The sequence below is a fragment of the Streptomyces sp. NPDC040718 genome (assembly GCF_055593565.1).
Genome location: NZ_JBVIXO010000008.1, coordinates 221,005 through 241,010, shown reverse-complemented (window position 1 = coordinate 241,010; position 20,006 = coordinate 221,005). Strand labels below are relative to the sequence as shown.

Below are 20,006 nucleotides of genomic sequence, written 5' to 3'. Positions count from 1 at the left end.
GGAGATCCCGGGGCCGCGGGCCCGGTCCAGAACGAGGAGTGGCACGGATGACACAGGGTGGGGCAGCGCGGCGCACGGTCCTCGGAGCGGCCGTACTGGCGGCCGGAACCGGAATCACCGGACTGACGGCGGGAACCGCCTCCGCCGCCCCCGGCGACCAGGGAGAGCGGCAGGGAGAGCGCCAGGGGGAGCAGGGCGAGAACGGACACGGCGACGGCGGCGGCTACCGCGACCTGCCCGTCCCCTTGGTCATCGGCCACCGCGGCGCCAGCGGCTACCGCCCCGAGCACACCCTCGGCTCCTACCAGCTGGCCCTCGACCTCGGCGCCGACGTCATCGAGCAGGACCTCGTCCCCACCAAGGACGGCCACCTCGTCTGCCGGCACGAGAACGAGATCGGCGGCACCACCGACGTCGCCGACCATCCCGAGTTCGCCGGCCGGCGCGCCACCAAGACCGTCGACGGGGTCTCCGTCACCGGCTGGTTCACCGAGGACTTCACCCTCGCCGAGCTGAAGACCCTGCGCGCGAAGGAACGCATCCCCGCCGTCCGCCAGCGCAACACCCTCTACGACGGGCTGTGGGCGGTCCCCACCTTCGAGGAGGTGCTGCGCTGGGCCAACCGCGAGGGCCGGCTGCGCGACAAGCGCATCTGGCTGCACGTCGAGACCAAGCACCCCACCTACTTCCGGGGACTGGGCCTCGGCCTGGAGGAGCCCCTCGCCAGGCTGCTGCGCCGCTACGGCCGCGACGGCCGCGACGCCGCCGTGTTCCTCCAGTCCTTCGAGCCCTCCAGCATCCAGCGGCTCTCCCGCCTGGTGTCCGCCCCGCGCGTGGTGCTGCTCTCGGCGGCGAACACCCGCCCCTGGGACTTCGAGGCGGCCAAGGACCCCCGTACGGTCGCCGACCTGGTCAAGCCCGAGGGCCTCAAGTGGATCGCCGGCTTCGCCCAGGGCATCGGCCCCACCCTCGACCTGATCGTGCCGCGCGACGCGGCCGGCAGGCTCGGCACCCCCACCACCCTCGTACGCGACGCCCACGCCCGGGGCCTGGTGCTGCACCCCTACACCGCGCGCAACGAGAACAGCTTCCTGCCGGCCGAGTACCGCAAGGGCACCGACCCGGCCGCCTACGGGGACGCCTTCGGCGCCTTCAAGAAGTACTTCGAACTGGGCATCGACGGCATCTTCACCGACAACCCCGACACCGGACTCCTCGCCGCGGAGGCCTTCCGCCCCGGCCGGGGCGTCAACCGCTAGGCCCCCGCCCCCGAACGGGTGGGCCGGGCCCGGCGGGGAAACCGCCCGGCCCGGCACCCGCGTCCCGCCCGGCATGGACCTGATACAGGAACCCGACCTGCTCACGGAACTGGGCCCGCTGCTCTCCGCCGAGGCGGCCGCGGAGGCCCCGGCCGCCGGAGTGGAGGCCGCCGACCTGGAACAAGCCGTGTGGGTGCGGTTGCTGGAACGCGGCCCGCGCGCCCCCTTCCCCGCCGGCCGCGCCCGCTGGCTGCGGCGGGCGGTGCGCGCCGAGGCCCGCCGCGCCCGCCGGCGGGCGCGGCGCGAGGTCCCGTACGGCGCGACCCCGGCGGACGTGGCGGGCGAGCCCGAAGACGCCCTGCTGCACGGCGAGGAGAACCGGGCCCTCCGATCGGCGGTCGCCCGATTGCCGGGACGCTGTCCGGAGCTGATGGCCGCACTTCTGTCGCCCCGAGACCTGACATACCGTGAAATCGCAGGAGAGTTGGGTATCTCACAAGGAAGTTTGGGGCCGGTACGTTCCCGCTGCCTGGGATGTCTGCGCAGAATGCTCGCTGTCGAGGTTGCGGCTCCTGGCCCTTGGGGAAAGGAGCGGTAGACCGGAGAGCTACCAGGTGAGCGGGAGGCATGCGCACATGGGCATGAGCGTGACCATTTCGGCGGCGGCCGCCGAAGACGCCGAGCAGATTTTCAAGCTGCAGTATCTGGCGTTCCAGCGGGAGGCCGAGCTGTACGGCAACTACCTCATCCAGCCCCTCACCCAGTCCCTGGACTCCCTCAAGGCGGAGCTGGCCTCGGACACCGTCCTGGTGGCCCGGCTCGGCGACGAGGTGGTGGGCACGGTGCGCGGCAGCATCGGCGAGGACGGCACGGCGAGCATCGCCAAGCTGTGCGTGCACCCGCGCCTGCAGGGCCACGGCCTGGGCGCCCGGCTGCTGCGCGGCGTCGAGGAAGCCCTCGCCGGGCACGCCGGCACGACCCGCTTCCGCCTGCACACGGGCCACAAGAGCGAGTCCAACCTGCGGCTCTACCGCAAGGCCGGCTACGCGCAGGTCGGCAACCGCACCGCCTCCGACGGCATGCGCCTGGTCATCCTGGAGAAGGACGCCAAGGACACCGACTACGCCGTCAGCGCCTGAGCGGTCTCCGGTCCGGGGGTGTTCCGCAGCGACGGCGGGACACCCCCGGACCGGTTCCACGGCCCCGAGGCCCGAAGGCCGAGGCCGTACGGCTCAGCGCTTGGAGCGGAGCCAGAGCATTCCGGTGACCGGCAGGATCACCGGGATGAAGAGGTAGCCCCTCCCGAACTCCGACCACACGGTCGCGTCCGGGAAGGCCTCGGGCCGCACCAGCGTCCAGGCCCCGACGGCCAGCACGCCGGCGAGTTCGACGCCGCAGCACACGAGCGCCGCCCGCCGGGCCCTCTCCCCGCCGCGCACCAGCGAGTACGTGATGAAGGCGTAGGCCACGGCCGCCGCCGCCGAGAGCGAGTACGCCAGCGGCGCCCGGTCGAACTCGGTGGAGATCTGGTAGGCGGAGCGCGAGATCGCGCCGACCACCATGACCCCGTAGAGCCACACCAGCAGCAGCCCCGGACCGGAGACCAGTCGCTTGCGCCCGGCGGGCGGGGCGGTCGTCGTGTCAGGCACCGGATCCCCAGATGTCGTAGAGCCGTACTTCCAGCACGGCGAGGACGACCGCGCCCGCGGCCACCGTCACCGAGCCCCACTTGGTGCGCTCGGTCAGCGAGAGCATCCCGGCCGCCGGTACCGCCGCGAAGGCGCCCAGCAGGTAGGCCACGAAGATCACCGTGCCCTGTTCGGGCTTCTCGCCCCGGCCCAGCTGGACCAGGCCGACCACCAGCTGCGCCAGGACCAGCACGGTCACCACGGCCATGCCGATGAAGTGCCAGTCCTTGGTCGGCTGGTCCCGCCATGCGGCGTGGCCGCACCAGGCGGCGAGGGCGAGTGCGGCCGCGCCGATGGCGACCGTCAGGGCGACGAGCATGCAGCGAGGGTATTACGGGCCCAAAGACCCGATGCGCCCGCCCCTCGCGGCGGGTTTTCCTGGAAGGCATGAAGCTGCATGCCGATGCCCTGCTGTTCGACAACGACGGCACCCTCGTCTCGTCCATGGAATCGGTGCACCGCTGCTGGACCCTCTGGGCCCGGGAGTACGGCGTACCGGACGAGGACTTCGCCCGGGTGGAGCTGCACGGCCGCCCCGCCGCCGAGATCATCGCCGAGCTGCTGCCCGAAGGCGTACGGGCGGAGGCGCTGGCCCGGATCGAGGCCCTGGAGGTGTCGGACGTACCCGGCGGCGTCGTCCTGATGCCCGGGGTCAAGGAGCTGCTGAACGCCCTGCCCGCCGGCCGCTGGGCGGTGGTCACCTCCGCAACCCGCCCGCTGGCCGAGGCACGGCTGCGCGAGGCGGGGATCGACTTCCCGGAACTGGTGACCGCCGAGGACATCACCCGCGGCAAGCCCGACCCGGAGCCGTTCCTGCTGGCCGCGCGGCGCCTGGGCGTGGACCCGGCCCGCTGCGTGGTCTTCGAGGACGCCCCCGCCGGGCTGGCGGCCGGACGAGCGGCCGGCATGCGGACCGTGGCCTTGACCACAACGCACCCGGCCGCCGAGCTCGAGGCGGACGTGGTGGTCCGGGACCTCTCGGCCGTGTCCGCCCTGGTCAGCGGCAGTGGAATCACGCTGGAGACGGAGAGCCGAAGCTGACTGGTTCAGTCCAATGGTGTCCGGAATGCGGCCGAATTCCGTCCGCTATCCGGACAGTGTTGATCGGTGAGTCGCCATGTCTGCTTTACTGGGGCACATGACCACGACGAGCAGCCGCACCCTTGCGACCGAGGCGACGATGACGCCCGGTGCTCGTTGTATGTGTCGAATGTGCGCCTTCTGAGGGCCCCTTCACGCAGTCTCGCGCCCCGAAGCGAGACCGGCCGAGCCGCTCCGCCACCCCAGTCGCACCACACCGCCGACTGATCCCCGGTACGGACCGCTCCTGCCCCGCGCACGTGTCGACACCATCGTTTTGTGACGGTTAGACCCGTATCGCGTCCCCAGATGTTTGCCCCGTGCACGGCATCCGCACCCCGTGCACTCGACAGCGACGGAAATCCTGTGATCACCACATCGGGCCTCACGAAGGTCTACCAGTCCCGTGGCCGCGAGGTCACCGCCCTGGACGGCGTCGACCTGCACGTCCGCGAGGGCGAGGTCTACGGAGTCATCGGCCAGAGCGGCGCCGGCAAGTCCTCCCTCATCCGCTGCGTGAACCTGCTGGAGCGCCCCACCAGCGGCACCGTCACCGTGGACGGGGTCGAACTCACCGCCCTCGCCGGCCGCGGCCGCCGCGCCGGCAAGGAACTCCGCGAGGCCCGCAGCCGCATCGGCATGGTCTTCCAGCACTTCAACCTGCTGTCCTCCCGCACCGTGCAGGCCAACATCGAGCTCCCCCTGGAGATCCTCGGCGTCTCCGGCCGCGAACGCTCCCGCAAGGCCCTGGAACTCCTCGACCTCGTCGGCCTCGCCGACAAGGCCAAGGCCTACCCCACCCAGCTCTCCGGCGGCCAGAAGCAGCGCGTCGGCATCGCCCGCGCCCTCGCCGGCGACCCCAAGGTGCTCCTCTCCGACGAGGCCACCAGCGCCCTCGACCCCGAGACCACCCGCTCCATCCTCCAGCTGCTGCGCGACCTCAACCGCCAGCTCGGCCTCACCGTCCTGCTCATCACGCACGAGATGGACGTGGTCAAGGCCGTCTGCGACTCCGCCGCCCTCATGAAGCGGGGCCGGGTCATCGAATCCGGCACCGTCGCCGAACTGCTCGCCACCCCCGGCTCCGAGCTCGCCGGCGAACTCTTCCCCGTCAGCGGCACCGCCACCGGCCCCGACCGCACCGTCGTCGACGTCACCTTCCACGGCGAGGCCGCCACCCAGCCGGTCATCTCCCAGCTCTCGCGCACGTACAACATCGACATCTCGATCCTCGGCGCCGCCATGGACACCGTCGCCGGCCGCCAGATCGGCCGCATGCGCATCGAACTCCCCGGCCGCTACGAGGACAACGTGGTGCCCGTCGGCTTCCTGCGCGAGCAGGGCCTCCAGGTCGACATCGTCGACGACGACTCCGACCTCGACTCCGAGATCGCCGCACTGGTCAAGGATGGTGCCAAGTGACCTGGTCCGAGATGCAGCCCCTGCTCACCCAGGGCACCTACGACACCCTCTACATGGTGCTGTGGTCCACCCTGGTGACCGTCCTCGGCGGACTGCCCATCGGCATCCTCCTCGTCCTCACCGACAAGGGCGGCCTCCTGCAGAACCAGCCGCTCAACAAGGTCCTCGGCGTGATCGTGAACATAGGCCGCTCGCTGCCGTTCATCATCCTGCTGATCTTCCTGATCCCGGTCACCACCGCCGTCGTCGGCACCTTCATCGGCCCCACCGCCATGATCGTCCCGCTCGCCATCGGCGCCGTCCCCTTCTTCGCCCGGCTCGTCGAGACGGCCGTCCGCGAGGTCGACCACGGCCTCATCGAGGCCGTCGAGTCCATGGGCGGCGGCATCCCCACCCTCATCGGCAAGGTCCTGCTCCCGCAGGCCCTGCCCTCCCTGGTCGCCGGCGTCACCACCACCGTGATCACCCTCGTCGGCTACTCCGCCATGGCCGGCGCGGTCGGCGGCGAAGGACTCGGCTCCAAGGCCATCACCTACGGCTTCCAGCGCTTCGAGACCGGATTCATGTTCGCCACCGTCGCCGTCCTCATCGCCCTCGTCACGGTGATCCAGCTGATCGGCGACGGCGTGGTACGCGTCCTCGCGCGCCGCGGCCGGACAGCCTGAGAGACCTCCCAGACTTCCCCAAAAGGAAAGCCCGCACTTGTCGTGCTTGGGCCACCACCCCGCGAACACCCGCGAAAAGCAAGAAAGGCACTCTTCGTGCGCAAGAACACCAAGGCCACCGCCATCGCCGCCGTCTCCGCCGCGCTCGCCCTCGGCCTCACCGCCTGCGGCAGCTCCTCGGACCCCTCCACGGCGGCCAAGACCGACGGCGGCAAGGTCGACGAGAGCAAGCCGCTGGTCATCGCGGCCTCCCCGAGCCCGCACGCCGACATCCTGAACTTCGTCAAGGACAAGCTCGCGGCCAAGGACGGCCTCAAGCTGGAGGTGAAGGAGTTCACGGACTACGTCCTGCCCAACACCGCCACCGAGCAGGGCCAGGTCGACGGCAACTACTTCCAGCACAAGCCGTACCTCGACGACTTCAACAAGAAGAACGGCACGGACATCGTGCCCGTCGTGAACGTGCACCTGGAGCCCCTCGGCCTCTACTCCAAGAAGGTCAAGGCCCTCACGGACATCAAGCCCGGCCAGACCATCGCCGTCCCCAACGACACCACCAACGAGGGCCGCGCCCTCCAGCTGCTCGCCGCCAACAAGCTGATCACCCTCAAGGACGGGGTCGGCACCAGCGCCAAGCTGTCCGACATCACCGACAAGAAGGGCCTGGAGTTCAAGGAGCTGGAGGCCGCCACGGTCCCGCGCGCCCTGAACGACGTCGACGCCGCCGTCATCAACGGCAACTACGCCCTGGAGGCCAAGCTCTCGCCCGCCAAGGACGCCCTGGTCCTGGAGAAGGCAGAGGGCAACCCCTACGCCAACTTCCTGGCGGTCAAGGACGGCAGCCAGAACGACCCGCGCATCCAGAAGCTCGCCAAGCTCCTGAACTCCGACGAGGTCAAGAAGTTCATCGAGGAGAAGTACCAGGGCTCGGTCGTCCCGGCCTTCGGCACCCCGGCCGCCTGACCCAAGACCGCCTGGTAGACGCCGGATTCCCGGCCCCGCGCACCCTCCCGGGCGCGCGGGGCCGCGGGCTTCCCGCGGCCTGCCCGCTTCCGGGCAGCCCGGCCCTGCACATCCCCGGGCCGATGCTGCATGCTGTGGCCTACGACCCGCACAAACGGTCCCGCACCAACGGTTCCGTACGAACGGTCCCGTACGGACGGTCCCGCCCCAAGGTCCCAGGCATGGAGCTGCGCATGACTACCACCTTCCCGGACGTCACCATCAGCACGGACCGGCTGGTGCTGCGCCCCTTCGAGGAAGAGGACGTCACCGCGCTCGCCGAGATGATGAACGACGAGCAGATCACCGCCTGGACCTCCGTCCCGCACCCCTACACCCCCGCCGACGCCCGAGCCTGGGCCACCGTCCTCTCCCACGCCGAGCGCACCGAGGGCCGCGGCATCGTCTTCGCCGTCACCGAGTTCCTCACCCAACGCCTCGTGGGCATCGTCCACCTCCGGAACACCGACTGGCGCACCCGCACCACCGAAGTCGGCTACGTCACCGCCCCCTGGGCCCGCGGCGAGGGCTACGCCAGCGAATCCGTCCTCGCGGTCGCCCAGTGGCTCCTGCGCGACCGGCGCTTCGAAAGACTCGAACTGCGCACCGCCGCCGACAACACCGCCTCCCAGCAGGTCGCCCAGAAGATCGGCTGCATCAGCGAAGGCGTCCTGCGCAACGTGGCGATAGTGCGGACCCAGGCGGCCGACGGCAGCTGGACCGACACCCGCACCGACCTCATCGTCTGGAGCCTGGTCCCCGAGGACCTCGACGACACCGACGAGTACGACGTCTACGAGAGCCGCCACGCCAACCCCGGCCCCGCCGGCCGCCCCGGCCACGACGACGGCTACCCCCTGCGCCGCCGCGCCGACGCACACGGCTACGCCGTCGGCGCGGACCGGCACTGACCCGATGACCGGGTAGTCTCACCATGACCCCTGAAACCCCCTGAAACCGCCTGGCGAGGCCGAAGGCGCCCAAGGCGGCTTCCCCACCCCCCACCCCAGGAGACCGACACGATGGCCGACCGGGTCACGGTGATCGGCTGGGACGGCTCCCCCCTGACCGCGGCCGCCCGCTCCGCGCTCTCCGCCGCCACCCTCGTGGCCGGAGCCGCCCACCACCTCGCGCTCCCCGAGATCCCGCCCGGCGCGGAACGCATCCGCCTCGGCAGCCTCGGCCTCGCCGCCCGCCGCATCGCCGGCCACCGCGGCACCGCCGTCGTCCTCGCCGACGGCGACCCCGGCTTCTTCGGCGTCGTCCGCACCCTGCGCGCCCCCGAACACGGCCTCGAAGTCGAAGTCGTCCCCGCCGTCTCCGCCGTCGCAGCCGCCTTCGCCCGCGCCGGAATGCCCTGGGACGACGCCCAGGTCGTCGTCGCCCACCCCCGTACCCTGCGCCGCGCCGTCAACGTCTGCCGCGCCCACACCAAGGTCGCCGTCCTCACCTCACCCGGCGCCGGCCCCGCCGAACTCGCCCTGCTCCTCGAAGGCGTCCACCGCACCTTCGTCATCTGCGAGGAACTCGGCACCGACCGCGAACGCGTCACCGTCCTCACCTCCGACGCCGCCGCCGACCACAGCTGGCGCGACCCCAACGTCGTCATCGTCATCGGCGGCGCCGGCCCCGCCCCCGCCGCCGCGGACGCCGGCTGGCTGCTCGGCCGCGGCCCCGGAACCGCCCCCGTACGCGGCTGGGCCCGCCCGCAGCCCGCCGCCGACGGACCCCCGCCCGGCGAAGGCGAGTCCGTCCAACTGCGCGCCGCCCAGCTCGCCCGCCTCGGCCCCCGCACCGGCGACCTCCTCTGGGACATCGGCGCCGGCTCCGGAGCCCTCGCCGTGGACGCCGCCGGCCACGGCGCCGCCGTCATCGCCGTCGACGCCGACCCGCGCGCCTGCGAACGCGTAACCGCCGCCGCCCGCAAGCGCGGAGTCCAGATCCAGGTGGTCTCGGGCCGCGCTCCACACGTACTGGAGAACCTCCCCGAACCCGACGTGGTCCGCGTCGGCGGCGGCGGACCCGCCGTCATCGCAGCCGTCGCCGAACGGCGCCCCGAACGGATCGTCAGCCACGCCTCCACGCGCGACGAAGCAGAGGCCATCGGCCGCACCCTCACCGAACACGGGTACGCCGTCGAGTGCGCCCTGCTCCAGTCCGTCGGCCTCGACCCCCGGACCTGGGCGGAACAGGAGCGTTCCGTGGTGTTCCTGCTGGCAGCCGAACGCCCCGTGAACCGCTGACGCGGAGCCCGGGGTAGGCTGGCCGATCGTCGTACCGCCCTGGTGGACGCGCGACGTGGCGCAGTCCACAGCGGACCGTGCCGGTTTCTGGCCGACACGGAGGCCGACGAGCGCGACAATGCTCAGGAGTTGTTGTGCGTGCGCACGCGAGAGGGCGCACCGCGCGACGACCCCGCACGGCAAAGTCCGCACGGCGGGCCCGTTGGGCGGCCGGGCGATCGAAGAGGCAACACCGATGGGCGAGGGGTACGCATGACTGACACCGGCCAGGTCCCGGGCGAGGGTCACCCGGACAACACGGGCATGGTGGATCAGCAGGGCATTCCCGCTCCGGTCCCGCCGATGCCGCCGCTGCCCCCGATGCCGCCGCAGGCCCCGGCCGGCTACGCCTTCCAGGACCTCGTGGACGACCCGTCCGAAGCCGAGGACGAGGAACTGCTCCTCATGCCGAGCGGCCACGGGCAGGGCTCCTGGAGCGACCCCCAGGTCGTCCCGCCGGTCCCGGCCTACCCCGGCGACTTCCCGGCGGAGCCCGTCTACACCGAGTACCCGCAGGCCCCCGCCGCCGGTTACCCCGAGCCCGGACACCTCGGCTTCCCGGACCCCGGCCACCCCGAGGCCTTCCCCGCGCCCGGACAGCCCTTCCCCGGACAGCCCGCGCCCGGCTTCCCCGAGGCGGGCTTCCCCAGCCCCGGCGCCGGCCCCGACGCCTTCCCCGACCCCGCCGCGTACAGCGCAGGCGCGCACGAGACCGGCGGCCGCGACTCCGGCTCCCTGGACCTCGGCGGCCTCGTCGCCCCGCCCGGGGCCCCCGCCGCCGCGCAGGTTCCGCCCGCCGCCGCCGTGATGCCGCCGCGCCGCCCGCTGCACATGGGCCCGCCCGTGCCCGACGCCACCGGGGGAGTCGTACGCTCCCTCGCGGACCGGGGCCCGGCCGCCGCGCCCGCCGCGCAGGTTCCGCCCGCCGCCGGTGTGGCGCCGGGTGTGCAGGTGGCCCCTGGTGCGCAGGTCGCTGGTGGTGTGCAGGTCGCCGCCGGCGTGGCGCAGGCCGCGGCCGGTGAGCAGGCCGCCGCTGCCGAGCAGGCCGTTGCCGCCGAGGCCGTTGTGGCGGAGCAGGCCGTTGCCGTCGAGCAGGCCGCCGTGCAGGCGGAGCCCGTCGTGGCGGAGCCGGTCGTGGCCGTCGAAGCCGTGGCCGTCGCGCCGGAGCCCGTCGCCGCCGAGCCCGTCGTGGTGCTGGCCCCCGAGGTGGCGGCCGCAGCCGCTGCCGCCGCTGTCGCGTCCGCCGCCGAGGCCGCCGCGCAGGGTCCCGAGGCCGTTCCGGCGCCCGAGGGCGCGCCCGCGGACCCGGCTGCCGCCGCCGTCCCCGGTCCCGAGTACCTGGACCTGCCGGCCGCCCCGCCGCAGCCCGGCGAGGTCCCGCCGCAGCCCGGCACCCCGTGGACGGTCGTGCCGGCCGAGCCCGCTGCCGCCGCCGAGCCCGTAGTGGTCCTGGCCCCCGCCGTTCAGGCCGCCGCCCCGGTCGCCGAGGCTCCCGCCGCCGAGCCGGCGCCGGAGGCCCCTGCGGCGGAGCCCGCCGCGCCGGACCTTGCCGGGGCCGCTCCGGCCGTCGACGAGGCCCCTGCGGCTCCCGAGGCCGCCGAGGCCGCCGTTCCCGCCGCCGACACCCCGGCCGAGGCCGTGGCCCCCGCCCCGGAGGCCGCGCCCGCCGCCGAAGCCGCGCCCGTGGTCGCGGAGCCGGCCGGGCCGGTGCAGGCCGCCGGGCCGGGCGAGCCGCCCGTCGCCGGACCGGCCGTCCCCGCCGAGCCGCAGGGCCCGGCCGAGGGCACCGAGCCGGCCCCCGCAGAATCGGTGGTGCAGGCCGCGGCCCCGGTCGAGGCCGCCGCCGAAGCCGCCCCGCAGCCCGCCGCCGAAGCCGCCGAGCCGGTCGAGGCCGTTCCGGCGGAGCCGGCCGAGGCCGGACAGCAGCCCGCCGAGGCCCCGGAGCCGGCGGAAGCCGAAGCCGCCGAGCCCGCCCCCGGCGAAGCCGAGGCCGCCGCCGAGGCCGAGGCCGTACCGGCGGAGCCCGTCGGCGAGCCGGCCCCCGGGTACGCCGACGCCGAACGCGAGGCCGTCCTGCGCGTGATGCGCGAACGCCGCGACATCCGCAAGGGCTTCCGCACCGACCCCATCCCGCACGAGGTACTGCTGCGCGTCCTTGAGGCGGCCCACACCGCGCCCAGCGTCGGCCACTCGCAGCCCTGGGACTTCGTCGTCATCCGCTCCGCCGAGACCCGCCGGACGATGCACGAGCTCGCCCAGAAGCAGCGCGAGGCCTACGCCAAGTCGCTGCCCAAGGGCCGGGCCAAGCAGTTCAAGGAACTGAAGATCGAGGCCATCCTCGACACCCCGGTGAACATCGTCGTCACCGCCGACCCCACCCGCGGCGGCCGGCACACCCTCGGCCGGCACACCCAGCCGCAGATGGCCCCGTACTCCTCCGCCCTCGCCGTCGAGAACCTCTGGCTCGCCGCGCGCGCCGAAGGCCTGGGCGTGGGCTGGGTCAGCTTCTTCGACGAGCGCGAGATGGTCCGCGCGCTGGGGCTCCCCGAGCACCTGGAGGTCGTCGCGTACCTGTGCGTCGGCTACGTCGACGAGTTCCCCGAGGAGCCGGAGCTGATGCAGGCGGGCTGGTCCCAGCGCCGCCCGCTGGCCTGGGTCGTCCACGAGGAGACGTACGGCCGTCGCGCGCTGCCCGGCGAGGCCCCGCACGACCTGCTCTCCGAGACCGTCGCCAGCATCCGCCCGCTCGACGCGAAGGCGCTCGGCGAGGCCTGGGAGCGGCAGAAGCGCATGACGAAGCCGGCGGGCGCGCTCGGCATGCTGGAGATCATCTCCGCGCAGCTGTCCGGCCTGTCGCGGGTCTGCCCGCCGCCGATCCCGGAGCCCGCCGCCGTCGCGATCTTCGCCGGTGACCACGGTGTCCACGCCCAGGGCGTCACCCCGTGGCCCCAGGAGGTCACCACGCAGATGGTGGCCAACTTCCTGGGCGGCGGGGCCGTCTGCAACGCCTTCGCCAACCAGGTCGGCGCCGAGGTCTGCGTCATCGACGTCGGCGTGGCCGGGGACCTCCCCGCCACCCCGGGCCTGCTCCCGCGCAAGGTCCGCCCCGGCACGGACGACCTGTCCGTCGGCCCCGCGATGTCCCGCGAGGAGGCCATCGCGGCCATCGAGGTCGGCATCGAGACCGCGCGCGACCTCGTCGCGGCGGGCAACAAGGCGCTGCTGACGGGCGAGATGGGCATCGCGAACACCACGGTGTCCGCCGCTCTCATCTCCGTCTTCACCGGCGTGGACCCGGCCGAGGTCACCGGGCGCGGCACCGGCATCAACGACGAGACGCACGCCCGCAAGGTCGACGTCGTCCGGCGTGCCCTGGAACTCCACCAGCCCGACCCGAACGACCCCATCGGCGTCCTCGCGGCCATCGGCGGCCTGGAACACGCCGCGATCGTCGGCCTGCTCCTCGGCAGCGCCTCCCTGCGCACGCCGGTCATCCTGGACGGCGTGAGCGCCGGAGCGGCCGCCCTGGTGGCCCGCGCCATCGCCCCCGAAGCCCTGTCGGCCTGCATCGCGGGCCACCGCAGCGCGGAACCGGGCCACGTGGCCGCCCTGAACAAGCTCGGCCTGCGCCCCCTGGTCGACCTGGACCTCCGCCTCGGCGAAGGCACCGGCGCCCTCCTGGCCCTCCCCCTGGTCCAGAGCGCGGCCCGCGCGATGCACGAGGTGGCCACGTTCGACGCGGCGGGCGTGACGGAGAAGTAACCCCGGCACCGGCCTGAGCCCCCGCCCCGCTCAACGGGGGGGGCGGGGGCTTTGCCGTACGGGGCCACGGTGCGGGCCCGCTATCTCCCCCTCGACCCCGCGGGTGGGCGGTGGTTGCCCGCCCGCCCCCTTGTCTGCGGGCCGGTGGGTGGGGGCGGGGTCTCCCTGGACGGGATCAGGGCTGGTTCGGGGGTTTCCCGTCAGTCCCATCGTCCTTCCGGGGCGGGCCGGTCCCTCAAGGGCGCTCCTTCGTCGCGTCGCTACGCGATCGCCTTCGGCGCCCCTTGACCGACCGTCCCGCCCCGGAAAGACAAGGACTGCCGGGAAGCCCCCGAAAGAGCGGCACGGTCCATGGTTGGAGGGACGGGCCTGTCAGCGATGAGGCGGGGGGCCGGGCGCTGGCGTGTCAGGCATCCGGGCTCGTTCAGCCCTGGCTCAGGGTCGGGGGCCCGGCTACCTGCACCAAAGGACGATCAGAGCCCCCTGCGGAGTACCCAGGCGCGCCAGATCGCTACGCGCTCCTCATTTCTCAGCGTCCGTCGGCCGTCTGGGGCCGCTGCTGTCATGAGACAGCGCCCAGGACAGCGAATGGCTCCACCAGGCGCGAGAGATCGCTACGCGCTCTTCGCGTCTTGGCGTCTGCGGTCCGCCCGGGGCTGGTTGCGCGCTCGGCAATTTCCTCGCCTGCGGGGCTGCTCTCGGGGCGTCGGCGGATTCCAGGGATCATGGTCTCGGCTGAGGGCTAGGGTGCCCGTAAGACTATTCGCGCTGTGGTTTTCGACGTGGGCGAGTGCTTGGTGGACGAGACGCGGGAGTACGGGACCTGGGCCGACTGGCTCGGGGTGCCGCGTCATACGTTCGCCGCGATGTTCGGTGCCGTTATTGCCCAGGGGCGTGATTATCGGGAGACGTTCCAGGCCTTCCGGCCGGGGTTCGACCTCTATGAGCAACGCGAGGCCCGCGCGGCTGCGGGGCAGCCCGAGCAGTTCGGCGAGGGCGATCTGTAGGCGGATGTTCGGCCCGCCCTGGCGCAGTTGCGGGCCGACGGGCTGTGGTTGGGCATCGCCGGCAATCAGAGCGTTCGGGCTGGTGGGATCCTGAGGGACCTTTTCGCCTCGGACGTGGACCTGATCGGTACCTCGGACGACTGGGGCGCGAGCAAGCCCGACCCGGAGTTCTTCGTCCGTGTCGCGAAGGTCGTGCCCTTCGCCCCGGAGGAGATCCTCTATGTGGGCGACCGGGTCGACAACGACCTCAGGCCTGCCGCTGCGGCAGGTATGCAGAGCGCCCTCATTCGGCGGGGGCCGTGGGCCACCATTCAGTGGGAGACGCCCGAGGCGGTGGAGCTGCCGACCTTCAGGGTTGACAGTCTCATCGAACTACCGGGCCGCATCGCTGAGTTCAACGGCTGAGCGCGCTGAGAGTCGCAGCCCAGCCGTACAGCCGGTCGTCGAGGTCGCGTACGCACTCCTCGTGTTGCCATTCCGCGAGTGCCTGTCGCGCCGCGCGGACCCTCTCCATGCCGGTGGCGTACCAGTGCGTTTCCAGTTGTTCCAGCGCTCGGACGGCGAAGGCGCAGGCAGCCTCGGGGGCACCGGCCGCAGCCTCCACAGCTGCCAGGTCAGGGAGGACCACCGTGCGTTGCTTGTCCGCATCGGAGGGGAGGGCCTCCAGGACGTTGAGGAGAGTCTCTCTGGCTTGCGGGAGATGACCGGCGATGAGCTGGGTGTTCCCCTTGAGCGCGGCGAGCCGGACCGCGCTGAACCAGTCCATCCATTCCGGTGAGACGTGCTCTGACCCGTCGGCCAGGACACCTTCGCCATGGGTGATCAGGTTCAGCGCCGTCCTGGTCCGTCCGCAGCGTGTCTCGCACTCGGCCTCGACGGCGTCCAGCCATGCCATGAATTCGGCGGAGGCTGGTCCTCGGCGGGCGTAGGTCCGGGCCATCACCATCCGTTCGACGGCCCCATCGCGGTCGCCGTTCCATCCCGGAACAAAAGCCGTGTGGGCCAGAACTGCGGCGCCGAGCAGTGAATCATCCGCCTCTCCTTCGGCTTGCAGAGCGCGGAGCCATGTGTCACTGGCCTGCTGGGGATCCCGCAGGTCGAAGAACTCGATTCGGCCGGCCAAGAGGAACGACTCGGCCAGCGCCGCCGCGAGGATCTGCCGAGTGACGCCCGCTGTGGCAGGCAGGAGCGCCTCACCGAGCATGGCATGGGCGCCCACCGCAGGGTGGAGGACATTCGGTGCAACCGTCCAGTACAGCCGCCGGTGCGCTCGCGTGACGCCAAGGTATTCGGTGGCAGCGCTGCTCGGTTGCATGGCTGTGGGGGTCTGCACAGCCGTTCTGGGGTGTGACCGAGATACGCGTCAAAGGGGCAACGGGATGATCTTGAAGCCTTGAGCGCCCGTCACCCATTCGGCTCAGTGTCGTTGGTGGTGATGTTGAGCGTCGTCTGGGGCCTGGGGTGGGTTGTGACATCGATTGAACGGACCGCGTATCCGCGGTTCAAGCGGCTGATCACCGCGCATGAGCTGCATCTGTTCTTCTCCCCGAGCCGCGATGAGCTGGAGTGGGCGGCCGATGCCACGGACTGCGATGAGCATCTGCTGGCGCTGCTGCTGATGCTGAAGTCGCACCGGCGTATGGGGTGTTTCCCCACGCTGAAGGACGTCCCGGAGATGGTGGTGGACTTCGTCCGGCGGGCGGTGGAGCTGCCGGAGGGCACGCTGCCGGTGTACCGGGCGGAGCGGACCGCCAAGCATCACCGGGGCCTGGTCCGCAAGCAGGCCGGCGTGACGTATGACCAGGCCAAGGCCCGGCAGATCGTCGAGCAGTCGATCCGCAAGGAAGCCGTGGCGAAGAACCGCCCGGCGGACCTCATCAACATCGCGCTGGAGAAGGTGGTGGAGGCCGGGCTGGAGCTGCCGGGGTTCTCCACCTTCGACAAGATGGCCTCGAAAATCCGCACCGAGGTGAACGCCTCGATCTGCGCGGGTATCCACGACCGCATGAGCGCCGCTCAGCGGGCCGGGCTCATGCGGCTGCTGGAGGAGCGCGACAGCGACGGGACGACGCTGTTCAACCGGCTGAAGAAGCCCGCCAAGGGCCCGACCTGGTCGCACTTCAAGAACCTGACCAAGCGTCTGGAATGGCTGGACGAGCTCGGCGACACCGACGTGTGGATGGACGGGGCCGCCGCGGGGAAGATCACCGACTTCGCCGGGGAGGCGGACGCGGCGGACGCCTCGGAGCTGCGGGACTTCGTCCCCGTCAAACGCATCGCGCTGGTCGCCGCTCTGACGCACAAGGCGAGGATGCGGGTGCGGGACGACCTGGCGACGATGTTCTGCAAGCGCGTGGCGACGAAGATCAAGAAGGCGAAGGCGGAGCTGGAGGAGATCCGGCTCGCCGAGCGGGAGATCGTCGAGGCTCTGATCGGGAACTACCGCACGGTGCTCAAGCACATCGACGAGGGCGGCCCGGCCCAGGCGGCGCTCACGAAGGCCGCGGCCATGACCGCCGAGGCCCGCCAGGCCCTGGAGGGCCTGGACGAGGAGGCGTCGGTGGACGAGGTCGCGACGCGGCTGGAGGGCAGGGTCTCCCCGGCGGTCCTCGCTCTGGTGAAGGCCCAGGTGGTGCAGGCCAGCGGATTCGGCGCGGTCACCCGCGCGGTGGAGGGCTTCGGTGGGTTCGCGAAGCAGTACGAGCAGATCGAGAAGGTCTCTGCCCATCACGGCAACTTCTGGGAAGTGCTGCTGTACGGGCAGATCGGCCGGGACCGGGCGGTGATGTTCGACCTGGCCGACAACGACAAGCTGAAGTTCACCGCGACCAGCGAGGACAGCCGGGTACTGGACGCCCTCGCGCACGCCCAGCGGCACCAGGCGGCCCGCGGCGACTACATCACCGCCTTCAACGAGGAGGACAAGGAGGTCGACATCTCCTTCGCCACCCAGAACTGGCGCAAGGCCGTGGTCGACAAGACCCGGACTGGGCAGTTCGTGCGCAAGCACTTCGAGGCGATGGTCTTCACCGCGCTCGCCGAGGAACTGCGCACCGGCGACGTCGCGGTGGTCGGCTCGGAGGAGTACGCCGACTGGTCCGAGCAGCTGCTGGCCTGGGAGGTCGTCCAGGAGACGCTGGGGTCCTACCTGGTGGAGGTCGGCCTCGCCGAGGCGGGCGAGAGCGCCGATTTCGACGCGACGTTCTTCCGCCGGCAGCTGGAGGACAAGCTGCGAGGCGCCGCCGCGGCAGCGGACGCCGGGTACCCGGAGAACGACGGCCTGGTCATCGATCTGGAAACGGGCATCCCCTCGCTGAAGGCGTTCAGGGCGGACGGCCAGCGGCCCTCGGCGAAGCGGCTGGAGCAGGAGATCAAGGCGAGGATGCCGGAGCGTTCCCTGATGGGGATTGTGGCCCGGACCGCGTACTGGGTGGAGTGGTGACGCCGTTTCGGCCCCCCATCGGGCAACGAGCCCAAGCTCACCGACCCCTTGGGCCGCTACGTGATCGTCACGTTCGTCAAGGGCACCAACATGGGCCCGTACGAGGCCGCCCGACACATTCCCGGCGTGAGCGGGCACGAGCTGTCGTACGTCGCCAACAAGCACTTCTCCATCGTGCTGCTGAACGAGGCGATCTCCGACCTGGTGAACGCGCACGCCCGCCTGGACATCTCGCAGGCATGGGGCGACGGGACCGCCGTCGCGGCGGACGGCACCCACATGGACACCTATCTCGACAACCTGCTCTCCGAGACGAGCGTCAGGTACGGCAAGCCGGGCGGGATCGCCTATCACCACGTCTCGGACACCTACATCGCGCTGTTCACGCACTTCATCCCGTGCGGCGTGTGGGAGGCCGTCTACATCATCGAGGGCCTGCTGAAGAACACCAGTGAGGTGCAGCCGACCACCGTGCACGCGGATACCCAGGGCCAGAGCTTCCCCGTCTTCGCGCTCGCCCACCTCCTGGGCTTCGACTTGATGCCCAGGATCAGGAACTGGAAGGAACTGACCTTCCACCGGCCCTCCAAGCAGACGGAGTACGTGGACATCGACGCCCTGTTCGGCGAGCCGGGCAAGAACGTCATCGACTTCGACCTGATCGAGTCCCAGTTCCGCCACCTGATGCGAGTGGCCGTCTCCGTACGCGAGGGCACCATCTCCTCCTCCACGCTGCTCAAGCGGCTGCGCTCCGGGTCGCGGAAGAACGCCACCTACGCCGCCTTCCGCGAGGTCGGCCGCGTGATCCGCACCGTCCAGCTCCTGCGCTACCTCTCGGACGCGCCGCTTCGCCGGCGGGTGACCGCGGCGACCAACAAGGTCGAGTCGTTCAACCGGTTCTCCCAGTGGATCGGCTTCGGCAACCGCGGCGTCATCGCCGACAACGACCCGATCGAGCAGGAGAAGGCGATGAAATTCAACGCCCTGCTCACGAACATGGTGATCTTCCACAATGCCCTGGACATCGCCGAGATCATCCGCCAGCTGCTGGAAGAAGGCTGGGAGATCGACCCCGAGGACCTGGCCCACATCTCGCCGTACCTGACCGAGCACGTCAACCGGTTCGGCGAATACAGCACGCACGAACTCGGTATCCAGCCGGAAGCGTACGACCCGAAGCTTGACGTCGACTTCACCCCGCTCCGTGAGCAGAGTCTGATCGCCGCCGGCCTCGGTCAGGCCGCTTGCCCCAACGTTCTCGCCTACGCGGCCGCCCTATTTTTTGGATCGGGATGCGGGTCGGCTATGTGGTGGGCCGCAGGAAGCGGACGACGGCGTCTTTCTCCATGTCGACTTCCCGCTGGATCTGAGGGGGGACAGGTTCGAACGCATCCACCTTGATGGAGCGCGCGCCGGAGCCACGGCTCCAGGTGGCGATGGCCAGGCCGTCGGCGATGACGGTCGGCCGGATGAGGCCGCCTCCTGGCCAGACGCGGGCCTGGTGGAGAGCGGGGACGGACATCTCGCGAGTGCGGTAGCCGATCAGGTAGTTGTCGTAGGCGGGCAGCATGCGAACGTCTGGAGTGTCAGACGGGCCCGGGAGTTCCTCCACCCGTCCGGCGAGCATGGTCAAGCCGCCGTACTTGGTGATCACGCCGGATTCCGCCAGCAGTTTTCAGGCCCTGCGGGCCCAGGTGACCGGCAGCCCGGACCAGGCGGCGTAGTCCTCCAAGGTGGCGGGGGCGTGCGCGGCCAGGTAGCGACGGGCCAGCTCGGCGAGAGCAGCGCCTTCCTCCCCCCGGGCGCCCCCGGTGGTGGGCAGCCAGTCGTCGAGCAGTACATACGTGGCCTCACCGGCGCGCTGCGGACCGTGACAGAGGACGCCAGTGAGTGCCGCGTGGCGGATCAGGTGGAAAGGCTCCTGCCCGTCCGGCGAGATACCGAGGGTGGTGAGGTGCTCGGTCAACTCGGCCCGGGTAAGCGGGCCGTGCGCGGCGAGAACGCGCCGGATGAGATAGTCGGCGCGCTGGCGCAGATCATCGTCCAGGCCCAGCTGCTGGTAGCGGCGGTTGGTTGCGGCAAGAATCCGCGGGGACAGCAACCGCAACACCCAGCGGGCGTCGTCGCTGGGAATGGTGTGCAGGGTGCCGCGCACGTACCAGCCGCGGACGATGCTCCGCTCTTTCTCGTATGCCGTGCGGATGGCCTGGGCGGTGATGTCCCGGCCGCGTACCCGGATGCCCAGGTCGGAGGCTGTGGCGTCTTGGGCCTGGATGGCGAAGACCCGTCGGACGACCGCCTCGGCAGAGTCCTCCCGTGCTCCGCCGGCCAGGGCCTGAGCGTGGGCCCTCAGCCGGCGGACGCTCTCGTGGTCAAGCATCGGGCTGTGCCTCTCGG

General features: G+C 71.6%; 13 protein-coding genes and 4 pseudogenes. 13 read left to right on the top strand and 4 right to left on the bottom strand.

Going from position 1 to position 20,006, the window contains the following annotated elements:
• Positions 1 to 47 precede the first annotated feature (47 nt).
• The 3 genes from ACZ597_RS21820 to ACZ597_RS21810 all read left to right on the top strand — a co-directional run bounded on the left by ACZ597_RS21820 (position 48) and on the right by ACZ597_RS21810 (position 2,398).
• Entirely contained in the window at positions 48 to 1,259 is a 1,212-nt protein-coding gene (locus ACZ597_RS21820; protein ID WP_471332546.1) for a glycerophosphodiester phosphodiesterase, read from the top strand.
• Between the two features lie 73 nt (positions 1,260 to 1,332).
• Positions 1,333 to 1,857: a sigma-70 family RNA polymerase sigma factor gene (locus ACZ597_RS21815; protein ID WP_471332543.1), complete on the top strand. Its 525-nt coding sequence runs from the start codon at positions 1,333 to 1,335 to the stop codon at positions 1,855 to 1,857.
• 37 nt (positions 1,858 to 1,894) lie between these two features.
• Positions 1,895 to 2,398 carry a GNAT family N-acetyltransferase gene (locus tag ACZ597_RS21810; protein WP_471332540.1) on the top strand — a complete coding sequence of 168 codons (504 nt, stop codon included), beginning with the start codon at positions 1,895 to 1,897 and terminating at the stop codon, positions 2,396 to 2,398.
• Positions 2,399 to 2,491: 93 nt separating this feature from the next.
• On the opposite strand, the gene ACZ597_RS21805 is transcribed toward ACZ597_RS21810, so the two are convergent.
• Together ACZ597_RS21805 and ACZ597_RS21800 are read right to left on the bottom strand one after the other, a co-directional pair.
• Positions 2,492 to 2,908 carry a hypothetical protein gene (locus ACZ597_RS21805; protein ID WP_471332538.1) on the bottom strand — a complete coding sequence of 139 codons (417 nt, stop codon included), beginning with the start codon at positions 2,906 to 2,908 and terminating at the stop codon, positions 2,492 to 2,494.
• Positions 2,901 to 3,266, bottom strand: coding sequence for a hypothetical protein (locus ACZ597_RS21800; protein WP_471332535.1), 366 nt, complete (start codon positions 3,264 to 3,266; stop codon positions 2,901 to 2,903). The genes ACZ597_RS21805 and ACZ597_RS21800 overlap by 8 nt, the downstream gene beginning before the upstream one ends.
• A 68-nt stretch (positions 3,267 to 3,334) precedes the next feature.
• Between ACZ597_RS21800 and ACZ597_RS21795 the strand changes: the two genes are divergently transcribed.
• The 8 genes and pseudogenes from ACZ597_RS21795 to ACZ597_RS21760 all read left to right on the top strand — a co-directional run bounded on the left by ACZ597_RS21795 (position 3,335) and on the right by ACZ597_RS21760 (position 14,572).
• Complete coding sequence (locus ACZ597_RS21795) at positions 3,335 to 3,988, top strand: HAD-IA family hydrolase (protein WP_471332532.1); 654 nt, start codon at positions 3,335 to 3,337, stop codon at positions 3,986 to 3,988.
• A 405-nt stretch (positions 3,989 to 4,393) separates the two neighbouring features.
• Positions 4,394 to 5,449, top strand: a complete 1,056-nt coding sequence (locus ACZ597_RS21790) for a methionine ABC transporter ATP-binding protein (RefSeq protein WP_471332529.1) — start codon at positions 4,394 to 4,396, stop codon at positions 5,447 to 5,449.
• Positions 5,446 to 6,114 (top strand): methionine ABC transporter permease, encoded by a 669-nt coding sequence (locus ACZ597_RS21785; RefSeq protein WP_401248945.1) that lies wholly within the window; start codon positions 5,446 to 5,448, stop codon positions 6,112 to 6,114. Before ACZ597_RS21790 ends, ACZ597_RS21785 begins: the two co-directional genes overlap by 4 nt.
• Before the next feature lie 96 nt (positions 6,115 to 6,210).
• Positions 6,211 to 7,077 (top strand): MetQ/NlpA family ABC transporter substrate-binding protein, encoded by an 867-nt coding sequence (locus ACZ597_RS21780; RefSeq protein ID WP_471332526.1) that lies wholly within the window; start codon positions 6,211 to 6,213, stop codon positions 7,075 to 7,077.
• Between the two features lie 233 nt (positions 7,078 to 7,310).
• Complete coding sequence (locus ACZ597_RS21775; RefSeq protein WP_471332523.1) at positions 7,311 to 8,027, top strand: GNAT family N-acetyltransferase; 717 nt, start codon at positions 7,311 to 7,313, stop codon at positions 8,025 to 8,027.
• A gap of 111 nt (positions 8,028 to 8,138) precedes the next feature.
• Positions 8,139 to 9,359 (top strand): precorrin-6y C5,15-methyltransferase (decarboxylating) subunit CbiE, encoded by a 1,221-nt coding sequence (gene cbiE, locus ACZ597_RS21770; RefSeq protein ID WP_471332520.1) that lies wholly within the window; start codon positions 8,139 to 8,141, stop codon positions 9,357 to 9,359.
• 252 nt (positions 9,360 to 9,611) lie between these two features.
• Positions 9,612 to 13,160 (top strand): nicotinate-nucleotide--dimethylbenzimidazole phosphoribosyltransferase, encoded by a 3,549-nt coding sequence (cobT, locus tag ACZ597_RS21765; RefSeq protein ID WP_471332517.1) that lies wholly within the window; start codon positions 9,612 to 9,614, stop codon positions 13,158 to 13,160.
• Positions 13,161 to 13,930: 770 nt separating this feature from the next.
• Positions 13,931 to 14,572, top strand: a pseudogene (locus ACZ597_RS21760) (HAD family hydrolase).
• On the opposite strand, the pseudogene ACZ597_RS21755 reads toward ACZ597_RS21760, so the two are convergent.
• Positions 14,562 to 15,485: pseudogene (locus ACZ597_RS21755) on the bottom strand (transcriptional regulator); the annotation flags it as partial. The pseudogenes ACZ597_RS21760 and ACZ597_RS21755 overlap by 11 nt on opposite strands.
• A 150-nt stretch (positions 15,486 to 15,635) precedes the next feature.
• Between ACZ597_RS21755 and ACZ597_RS21750 the strand changes: the two are divergent.
• Positions 15,636 to 17,609: a DUF4158 domain-containing protein gene (locus tag ACZ597_RS21750; RefSeq protein WP_471332514.1), complete on the top strand. Its 1,974-nt coding sequence runs from the start codon at positions 15,636 to 15,638 to the stop codon at positions 17,607 to 17,609.
• Positions 17,610 to 17,624: 15 nt separating this feature from the next.
• Positions 17,625 to 19,010, top strand: a pseudogene (locus ACZ597_RS21745) (transposase); the annotation flags it as partial.
• Here ACZ597_RS21745 and ACZ597_RS21740 read toward each other — a convergent pair.
• A pseudogene (locus ACZ597_RS21740) lies at positions 18,913 to 19,989 on the bottom strand (winged helix DNA-binding domain-containing protein). The pseudogenes ACZ597_RS21745 and ACZ597_RS21740 overlap by 98 nt on opposite strands.
• Positions 19,990 to 20,006: the final 17 nt, after the last annotated feature.

What these genes read in the sequence shown, in the direction of transcription:
- ACZ597_RS21820 (WP_471332546.1), top strand. Translation starts at nt 48, where the DNA reads ATGACACAGGGTGGGGCAGCGCGGCGCACGGTCCTCGGAGCGGCCGTA.
- ACZ597_RS21815 (WP_471332543.1), top strand. Translation starts at nt 1,333, where the DNA reads ATGGACCTGATACAGGAACCCGACCTGCTCACGGAACTGGGCCCGCTG.
- ACZ597_RS21810 (WP_471332540.1), top strand. Translation starts at nt 1,895, where the DNA reads ATGGGCATGAGCGTGACCATTTCGGCGGCGGCCGCCGAAGACGCCGAG.
- ACZ597_RS21800 (WP_471332535.1), bottom strand. Translation starts at nt 3,266, where the DNA reads ATGCTCGTCGCCCTGACGGTCGCCATCGGCGCGGCCGCACTCGCCCTC.
- ACZ597_RS21795 (WP_471332532.1), top strand. Translation starts at nt 3,335, where the DNA reads ATGAAGCTGCATGCCGATGCCCTGCTGTTCGACAACGACGGCACCCTC.
- ACZ597_RS21775 (WP_471332523.1), top strand. Translation starts at nt 7,311, where the DNA reads ATGACTACCACCTTCCCGGACGTCACCATCAGCACGGACCGGCTGGTG.
- cbiE (WP_471332520.1), top strand. Translation starts at nt 8,139, where the DNA reads ATGGCCGACCGGGTCACGGTGATCGGCTGGGACGGCTCCCCCCTGACC.
- cobT (WP_471332517.1), top strand. Translation starts at nt 9,612, where the DNA reads ATGACTGACACCGGCCAGGTCCCGGGCGAGGGTCACCCGGACAACACG.